This is a genomic window from Duganella violaceipulchra, assembly GCF_019166075.1.
In the GTDB taxonomy this organism is placed as follows: Bacteria; Pseudomonadota; Gammaproteobacteria; order Burkholderiales; family Burkholderiaceae_D; genus Rugamonas; species Rugamonas violaceipulchra.
Map to the genome: position 1 here is coordinate 508,310 of NZ_JAHTGR010000004.1, position 6,000 is coordinate 514,309.

The 6,000-nt window shown below is 60.2% G+C and carries 7 protein-coding genes; 6 read left to right on the plus strand and 1 reads right to left on the minus strand.

Annotation, left to right across the window (positions count from 1 at the left end):
- Nucleotides 1–93 precede the first annotated feature (93 nt).
- The 5 genes from KVP70_RS10810 (at nt 94) to KVP70_RS10830 (ending at nt 5,102) form a co-directional block, all read left to right on the plus strand.
- Entirely contained in the window at nt 94–2,166 is a 2,073-nt protein-coding gene (locus tag KVP70_RS10810; protein ID WP_217942148.1) for a M3 family metallopeptidase, read from the plus strand.
- Nucleotides 2,167–2,168: 2 nt separating this feature from the next.
- Nucleotides 2,169–2,771: a glutaredoxin family protein gene (locus KVP70_RS10815; RefSeq protein WP_217942149.1), complete on the plus strand. Its 603-nt coding sequence runs from the start codon at nt 2,169–2,171 to the stop codon at nt 2,769–2,771.
- A 115-nt stretch (nt 2,772–2,886) separates the two neighbouring features.
- Nucleotides 2,887–3,312 carry a DNA polymerase III subunit chi gene (locus KVP70_RS10820; RefSeq protein WP_020701471.1) on the plus strand — a complete coding sequence of 142 codons (426 nt, stop codon included), beginning with the start codon at nt 2,887–2,889 and terminating at the stop codon, nt 3,310–3,312.
- On the plus strand, nt 3,309–3,719 hold the full coding sequence (locus KVP70_RS10825; protein WP_020701470.1) for a DUF2486 family protein: 411 nt from the start codon (nt 3,309–3,311) through the stop codon (nt 3,717–3,719). The genes KVP70_RS10820 and KVP70_RS10825 overlap by 4 nt, the downstream gene beginning before the upstream one ends.
- Before the next feature lie 243 nt (nt 3,720–3,962).
- Complete coding sequence (locus KVP70_RS10830; protein WP_116990533.1) at nt 3,963–5,102, plus strand: branched-chain amino acid ABC transporter substrate-binding protein; 1,140 nt, start codon at nt 3,963–3,965, stop codon at nt 5,100–5,102.
- A gap of 64 nt (nt 5,103–5,166) precedes the next feature.
- Here KVP70_RS10830 and KVP70_RS10835 read toward each other — a convergent pair whose 3' ends face one another.
- Nucleotides 5,167–5,487: a c-type cytochrome gene (locus tag KVP70_RS10835; RefSeq protein WP_217942150.1), complete on the minus strand. Its 321-nt coding sequence runs from the start codon at nt 5,485–5,487 to the stop codon at nt 5,167–5,169.
- A 162-nt stretch (nt 5,488–5,649) separates the two neighbouring features.
- Here KVP70_RS10835 and KVP70_RS10840 point away from each other — a divergent pair, with 162 nt between their 5' ends.
- Nucleotides 5,650–5,874 carry a TIGR04438 family Trp-rich protein gene (locus tag KVP70_RS10840; RefSeq protein ID WP_217942151.1) on the plus strand — a complete coding sequence of 75 codons (225 nt, stop codon included), beginning with the start codon at nt 5,650–5,652 and terminating at the stop codon, nt 5,872–5,874.
- Nucleotides 5,875–6,000 lie beyond the last annotated feature (126 nt).

Below are 6,000 nucleotides of genomic sequence, written 5' to 3' on the forward strand. Positions count from 1 at the left end.
TCGGGGTCTGACCCCGCATGGGGTCAGACCCCTGTCGCCGCCGTGCGGGGTGAGCGATTGCCGCAAGCGGACGTAACCATTATTGGAACTGATATGACTGCAGATAACCCTCTCCTCGACTTTTCCGGCCTGCCGCGTTTCGATGCGATCAAGCCCGAGCACGTCACCCCGGCGATAGCCTCACTGCTGGCCAAGAGCCGCGCCGTGGTCGAGCAACTGGAAGCGCCGTCCGAGCAGGTGACGTGGGATAACTTCGTCATGCCGCTGGAAAACGCCACCGAGCTGCTGGGCCGGGCCTGGGGCATCGTCAGTCATCTGAACAATGTGGTCGATACGCCCGAACTGCGCGCCACCTACAACGACAACCAGCCGAAGGTGACCGAGTTCTGGACCGCGCTGGCCCAGAACGAGGCGCTGTTCGGCAAGTACAAGGCGCTGCGCGCGTCGGCCGGCTTCGACAGCCTGTCGCCGGCCCGCAAGCGCATCATCGACAACGCCGTGCGCGATTTCCGCATGGGCGGCGCCGAACTGCCCGCCGATAAAAAAGAACGCTTTGCCGACATCCAGGAAGAGCACGCGTCGGTGTCGACCCGCTTCTCCGAAAACGTGCTCGACGCCACCAACGACTACAAGCTGCTGGTAGCCGACGAAGCCGACCTGGCCGGCCTGCCCGCCGACGTCAAGGCCGCCGCGCGCGCCGCCGCCGAAAAGGAAAACAAGCAAGGCTACGAATTCTCGCTGCACTTCCCGTCTTATTTCCCTATCCTGCAATTCGCCGACAAGCGCGAACTGCGCGAGACCATCTACCGCGCCAACGCCACCAAGGCTTCCGAGCAAGGCGATGTGTTCAGCAAGAAGGAAGACTGGGACAACACGCAAAACATCGTCACGCTGCTGAAACTGCGCGACGAGGAAGCCAAGCTGCTGGGTTATAAAAACTTCGCCGAGGTTTCGCTGGTGCCGAAGATGGCGCAGTCGCCGGACCAGGTGATCGCCTTCCTGGAAGACTTGGCCAAGCGCGCCCGTCCGTTCGCAGAGCAGGACCTGGCCGAACTGAAAAAATTCGCGCAGGACGAACTGGGCATCGCCGAACTGAAAGCCTGGGACATCCCTTACGCTTCCGAAAAACTGCAAGAGCGCCGCTACGCCTTCTCGGCGCAGGAAGTGAAACAGTACTTCCCTGAACACAAAGTGGTCGACGGCCTGTTCCGCCTGATCCAGAACCTGTTCACCGTCGAGATCAAACCGGACCACGCGCCGGTATGGCACAAGGACGTGCGCTTCTACCGCATCGAGCGCAACGGCAAGCTGATTGGCCAGTTCTACCTGGACCTGTACGCGCGCGCCGGCAAGAGCGGCGGCGCCTGGATGGACGACGCCCGCGGCCGCCGTGCCGAGGATGAGAAAATCCAGACCCCGGTCGCCTACCTGACCTGCAACTTCACCGAGCCTGCGGTGGTCGACGGCGTCGCGCAACCATCGCTGTTCACGCACGATGAAGTGATCACGCTGTTCCACGAATTCGGTCACGGCCTGCACCACATGCTGACCCAAGTGGATGAACTGGGCGTATCCGGCATCTCCGGCGTCGAGTGGGATGCGGTGGAACTGCCGTCGCAATTCATGGAGAACTTCTGCTGGGAATGGGAAGTGCTGGAACACATGACCTCGCACGTGAGCACCGGCGAACCACTGCCGCGCGCGCTGTACGACAAGATGCTGGCCGCGAAGAATTTCCAGTCCGGCCTGCAGACCTTGCGCCAAGTCGAATTCTCGCTGCTGGACATGCACCTGCACTACGACTACGACGCCAGCACCGGCCAGACCGTGCAGCAACTGATCGACGAAGTGCGCGCCAAGTTCGCGTTGATCGTGCCGCCGGCGTTCAACCGTTTCCAGAACTCCTTCGGCCACATCTTCTCCGGCGGTTACGCAGCCGGCTATTACAGCTACAAGTGGGCCGAGGTGCTGTCCGCCGACGCCTACGCGGCGTTCGAGGAAGCCAAGGCGCTGGGCCCGGAAGCCACCAGCGCGACCGGCAAGCGCTACCTGCAGGAAATCCTGTCGGTGGGCGGCTCGCGCCCTGCGCTGGAATCGTTCACGGCCTTCCGTGGCCGCGAGCCCAGCATCGACGCGCTGCTGCGTCACAGCGGCATGGCGGCCTGATCATGAAGCGGCTGGCCGTCCTCGCCGCCGCGCTGCTGTGCCTCGGCACGGCCAGCGCCCAGGTGTACAAATGGGTCGACGATAAAGGCGTGACCCACTACAGCGACCAGCCGCCGCCGCCATCGGCGCCGGCCAAAACAAAAGTCGAAGTGAAATCGTTTTCCACCGGCGGAGCTTCGGTGGAGTTGCCGCAGGAACTGGCCGACGCGGTGCGCAACCGCCCGGTCACGCTGTACACCACGGCCCAGTGCGACGGCTGCAGCAACGCCCGCGCCATGCTGATGGCGCGCGGCATTCCTTTCAACGAAAAAACCGTTGCCACTGTGGACGACCAGGTGGCGCTGAAGAAAGCCGGCGGCAACGGCCAGCTGCCCTTGTTGCTGGTGGGCCGCAGCAGGCTGACCGGCTTCGAACAAAACAGCTGGGATGTGTTGTTAAGTGACGCCGGTTATCCGTTGGAAAAACGCTTGCCACCGAATTATCAATTCCCGGCGCCGGTTTCCGCCGCGCCGCCGCCGCCGCCGGCCCCCGAATCGGCACGCCCCGTGGAGGAGCTTGCCAAGCCCCTGCCACCGGTCAATGCGCCACCCGGTTTCCAGTTCTAACATTGGCGTTCGGTAGCAACATCGGTGCCAGCGCCAAAAATAATTTTCGCATAAACTGGGATCAGGCAGCACCTCGCTGCATGCACTTCCCCTCTACAGAACAGAACAAACAGCTATGACACGCATCGATTTCCACACCAACGTGCCGGACAAGATCGCCTATGCCTGCCGCCTCGTGCGCAAGGCCTGGGGCGCGAACAAACGCGTGGTGCTTATGGCAGACGATGAGGCGCAACTGGCGGAACTTAACGCGGCGATGTGGACATTTTCCCCTGCCGACTTCCTGCCCCATGTGCTTGCCGGCGATGCGCTCGCCGCGCACACGCCTATCATTCTCACGGACAACGATGAGGCAGAATTACCACACAAAGAGTTATTGGTAAATTTGTCGCGCCGCGCGCCTTCCGGGGTCGCGCAATTCGAGCGCATGATCGAAGTGATTTCCTCCGATGAGGATGACGCGGCCGCAGGCCGCAAGCGCTATGTCGCATACAAGCAGCAAGACTATCCACTTACCCACTTTGTCACAGGAAAATCATGAGCCAAGCCCAATCGTTTGACGCCAGTATCCCTGTATTGACGGAAGTCCTGAAGGCCGAGCCGCTGGGCGATGAACTGCTGCCCGGCGAGGCCGCTTCCGGTACCCGCACCTCCTTGTCCAAGCGCGCTGAAATGGCGGCCGAGCTGGAAGCCGACGCCATCGACAACTGGAGCGATGCCGAATGGGCAATGATGGAACATCGCCTGTCCGAGCGCATCATGCACCAGCTGCAATCGCGCGTCGATTTCGTGCTGGAGCAGCGCATCAAGGATTGCATGGCCGAAGTCCTGACCCACGCCCTGCACGGCCTGACCAACGAAATCCGCATCGGCCTGCACGACACCATCGAGAAAATCGTCGCCCGCGCCGTCTCGCAAGAGCTGACGCATCTGCAGGCCAAAAAGTAACAATCCCCTCCCCGGTCCGTGCCCACTTGGTGCACGGACCGCACTCTTCCAGCGCAGGACCGCCTCAAAACCGGGAAATGCCGACGCCGCACCCTCTCAAAACCTGGAAGCGCCATTTAAAAGTGCGAAACCCAGCGAACTCCCTTTGCGTTAAGAATAATTTGTTGTACCTTTTGGCCTTGCAGAAAAAATTCTGCGGCGTTCATGAGACACCGTCGCTTATTCAACCATTGGAGAATGCATATGCTGTTCAAGACCAAGTTCATTCCACTCGCCATCGCACTGGCTTTCGCTGGCAGCGCCGGCGCGCAAGAAGTGATCAAGATCGGCCACGTGGCGCCGGTCTCCGGTCCGTCCGCGCACCTGGGCAAGGACAATGAAAACGGCGCCAAGATGGCCGTCGAAGAATTGAACGCCAAAGGCATCAAGATCGGCGGCAAGCCGGTCAAGTTCGTCCTCGTGCTGGAAGACGACGGCGGCGATCCGAAACAGGGCACGGCGGTCGCGCAGAAGCTGGTCGACGCCAAAGTCAACGGCGTGATCGGCCACCTGAACTCCGGCACCACCATCCCTGCATCGAAGATCTACTTCGACGCCGGCATCCCGGAAATTTCGCCAGCCACCACCCAAACCAAATATACGCAGCAAGGCTTCAACTCGGTGTTCCGCGTGGTCGCCAACGACGCCAAGCTGGGCGGTTCGCTGGGCAGCTACGCAGTCGGCAAGATGGGCGTGAAGAAGATCGCTGTCATCGACGACCGCACCGCCTACGGCCAGGGCGTGGCGGAAGAGTTCATCAAGGGCGCCAAGAAGGCGCTGCCGGGCGTGCAAATCGTCGGCAAGGAATTCACCACCGACAAGGCCACCGACTTCAACGCCATCCTGACCACCATCAAGGGCAAGAATCCCGACCTGATCTTCTTCGGCGGCATGGACTCGGTAGGCGGCCCGCTGCTGCGCCAGATGAAGGCGCTGGGCATCCAGGCCAAGTACATGGGCGGCGACGGCCTGTGCACCGAATCGCTGCCTAAGCTGGCCGGCGCCGACGCGGTCAAGGTCGTCACCTGCGCCGAAGCCGGCGGTGTGCCGCCTGAGCTGCAAAAGAACATGGACGATTTCCATGCGCGCTACAAGAAGAAGTACAACATGGACGTGCAACTGTACGCGCCGTATGTGTACGACTCGGTGATGACGATGGCTGCCGCGATGCAGGCTGCGAATTCAGCCGAGCCGGCCAAGTACCTGCCGTTCCTGCAGAAGATCAAGTATCAGGGCGTGACCGGCCTGATCGAGTTCGATGCCAAGGGCGACATCAAGGACGGCTCGCTGACCATGTACAACTACAACAACGGCACCAAGACCATCACCTCGGTGATCAAATAAGTTATAGCAGCACCAATGAAAAACGCGCCGATGGCGCGTTTTTTACTTTTTACCACGGCGCTGATTACTTCTGCGCCAGCACCCATTTCACCAGCGTCTTCGCTTCGGCGTCGGTCACTTGTGGATTGGCTGGCATCGGGATCGCGCCCCATGCGCCGGAACCGCCCTTCATCACTTTGGTGACCAGCTTGGCTTCCGCATCTTTCTGACCGGCGTACTTGGCGGCGACATCCTTGTAGGCAGGGCCGACCAGCTTGGTGCTCACCGCGTGGCAAGCCAGGCAGTTCTTCGCTTTCGCCAGGTCCATGCCCGCGTCCGCCATCGCGGCTTGCGATGCGAATGCCGATGCGACTACCATGCCAACCATCATCAAATTACGTTTCATTGTCTTCTCCAGGTAAGTGCTACTCAATTCCGCCAACAATTCTACCGTGTTTTGCTATTGAACATTAAACGCCATAGCGCTTATCTTCGTTGACCAATAATAGAATATTGCTGCCCGTAAAGCCATTTTCTTTGTAAGATGACGTAACTGGAGGAGCACATCATGCCTATCATTTTGGTGATCTTAGCCCTGTGCGGGCTGCGGTATTTTGAAGTGTGGAAGTTCGCCCTGCTGTCCTGGTGGTGGATTATCGGGCTGATGGTGTTCGCCTTCGTATGGTTCGAGTTCCTGGAACCGATGCTTGGCCTGGACAAACGCAAGGCACACGACGAAGACGAAAAGCGCCGCAAGGCGCGCGTGAAGCAGAATTTCGACAAGAAGAAATAGGCTCTATGCCGTTTTCAGTGGAAATTGACATCAGGCGAAGTGGCGCGTAACGCCATGTTCGCGCGGCACGGCGGCGAGCAGCGGATTGGACGGCAGGTGTTTGAGCTTGGCCATGCGTAAGTAAGC

Excerpts from the sequence above, each read along its gene's own strand:
- KVP70_RS10835 (WP_217942150.1), bottom strand. The coding sequence starts at position 5,487 with ATGAAACGTAATTTGATGATGGTTGGCATGGTAGTCGCATCGGCATTC.
- KVP70_RS10840 (WP_217942151.1), top strand. The coding sequence starts at position 5,650 with ATGCCTATCATTTTGGTGATCTTAGCCCTGTGCGGGCTGCGGTATTTT.
- KVP70_RS10820 (WP_020701471.1), top strand. The coding sequence starts at position 2,887 with ATGACACGCATCGATTTCCACACCAACGTGCCGGACAAGATCGCCTAT.
- KVP70_RS10810 (WP_217942148.1), top strand. The coding sequence starts at position 94 with ATGACTGCAGATAACCCTCTCCTCGACTTTTCCGGCCTGCCGCGTTTC.
- KVP70_RS10825 (WP_020701470.1), top strand. The coding sequence starts at position 3,309 with ATGAGCCAAGCCCAATCGTTTGACGCCAGTATCCCTGTATTGACGGAA.
- KVP70_RS10830 (WP_116990533.1), top strand. The coding sequence starts at position 3,963 with ATGCTGTTCAAGACCAAGTTCATTCCACTCGCCATCGCACTGGCTTTC.
- KVP70_RS10815 (WP_217942149.1), top strand. The coding sequence starts at position 2,169 with ATGAAGCGGCTGGCCGTCCTCGCCGCCGCGCTGCTGTGCCTCGGCACG.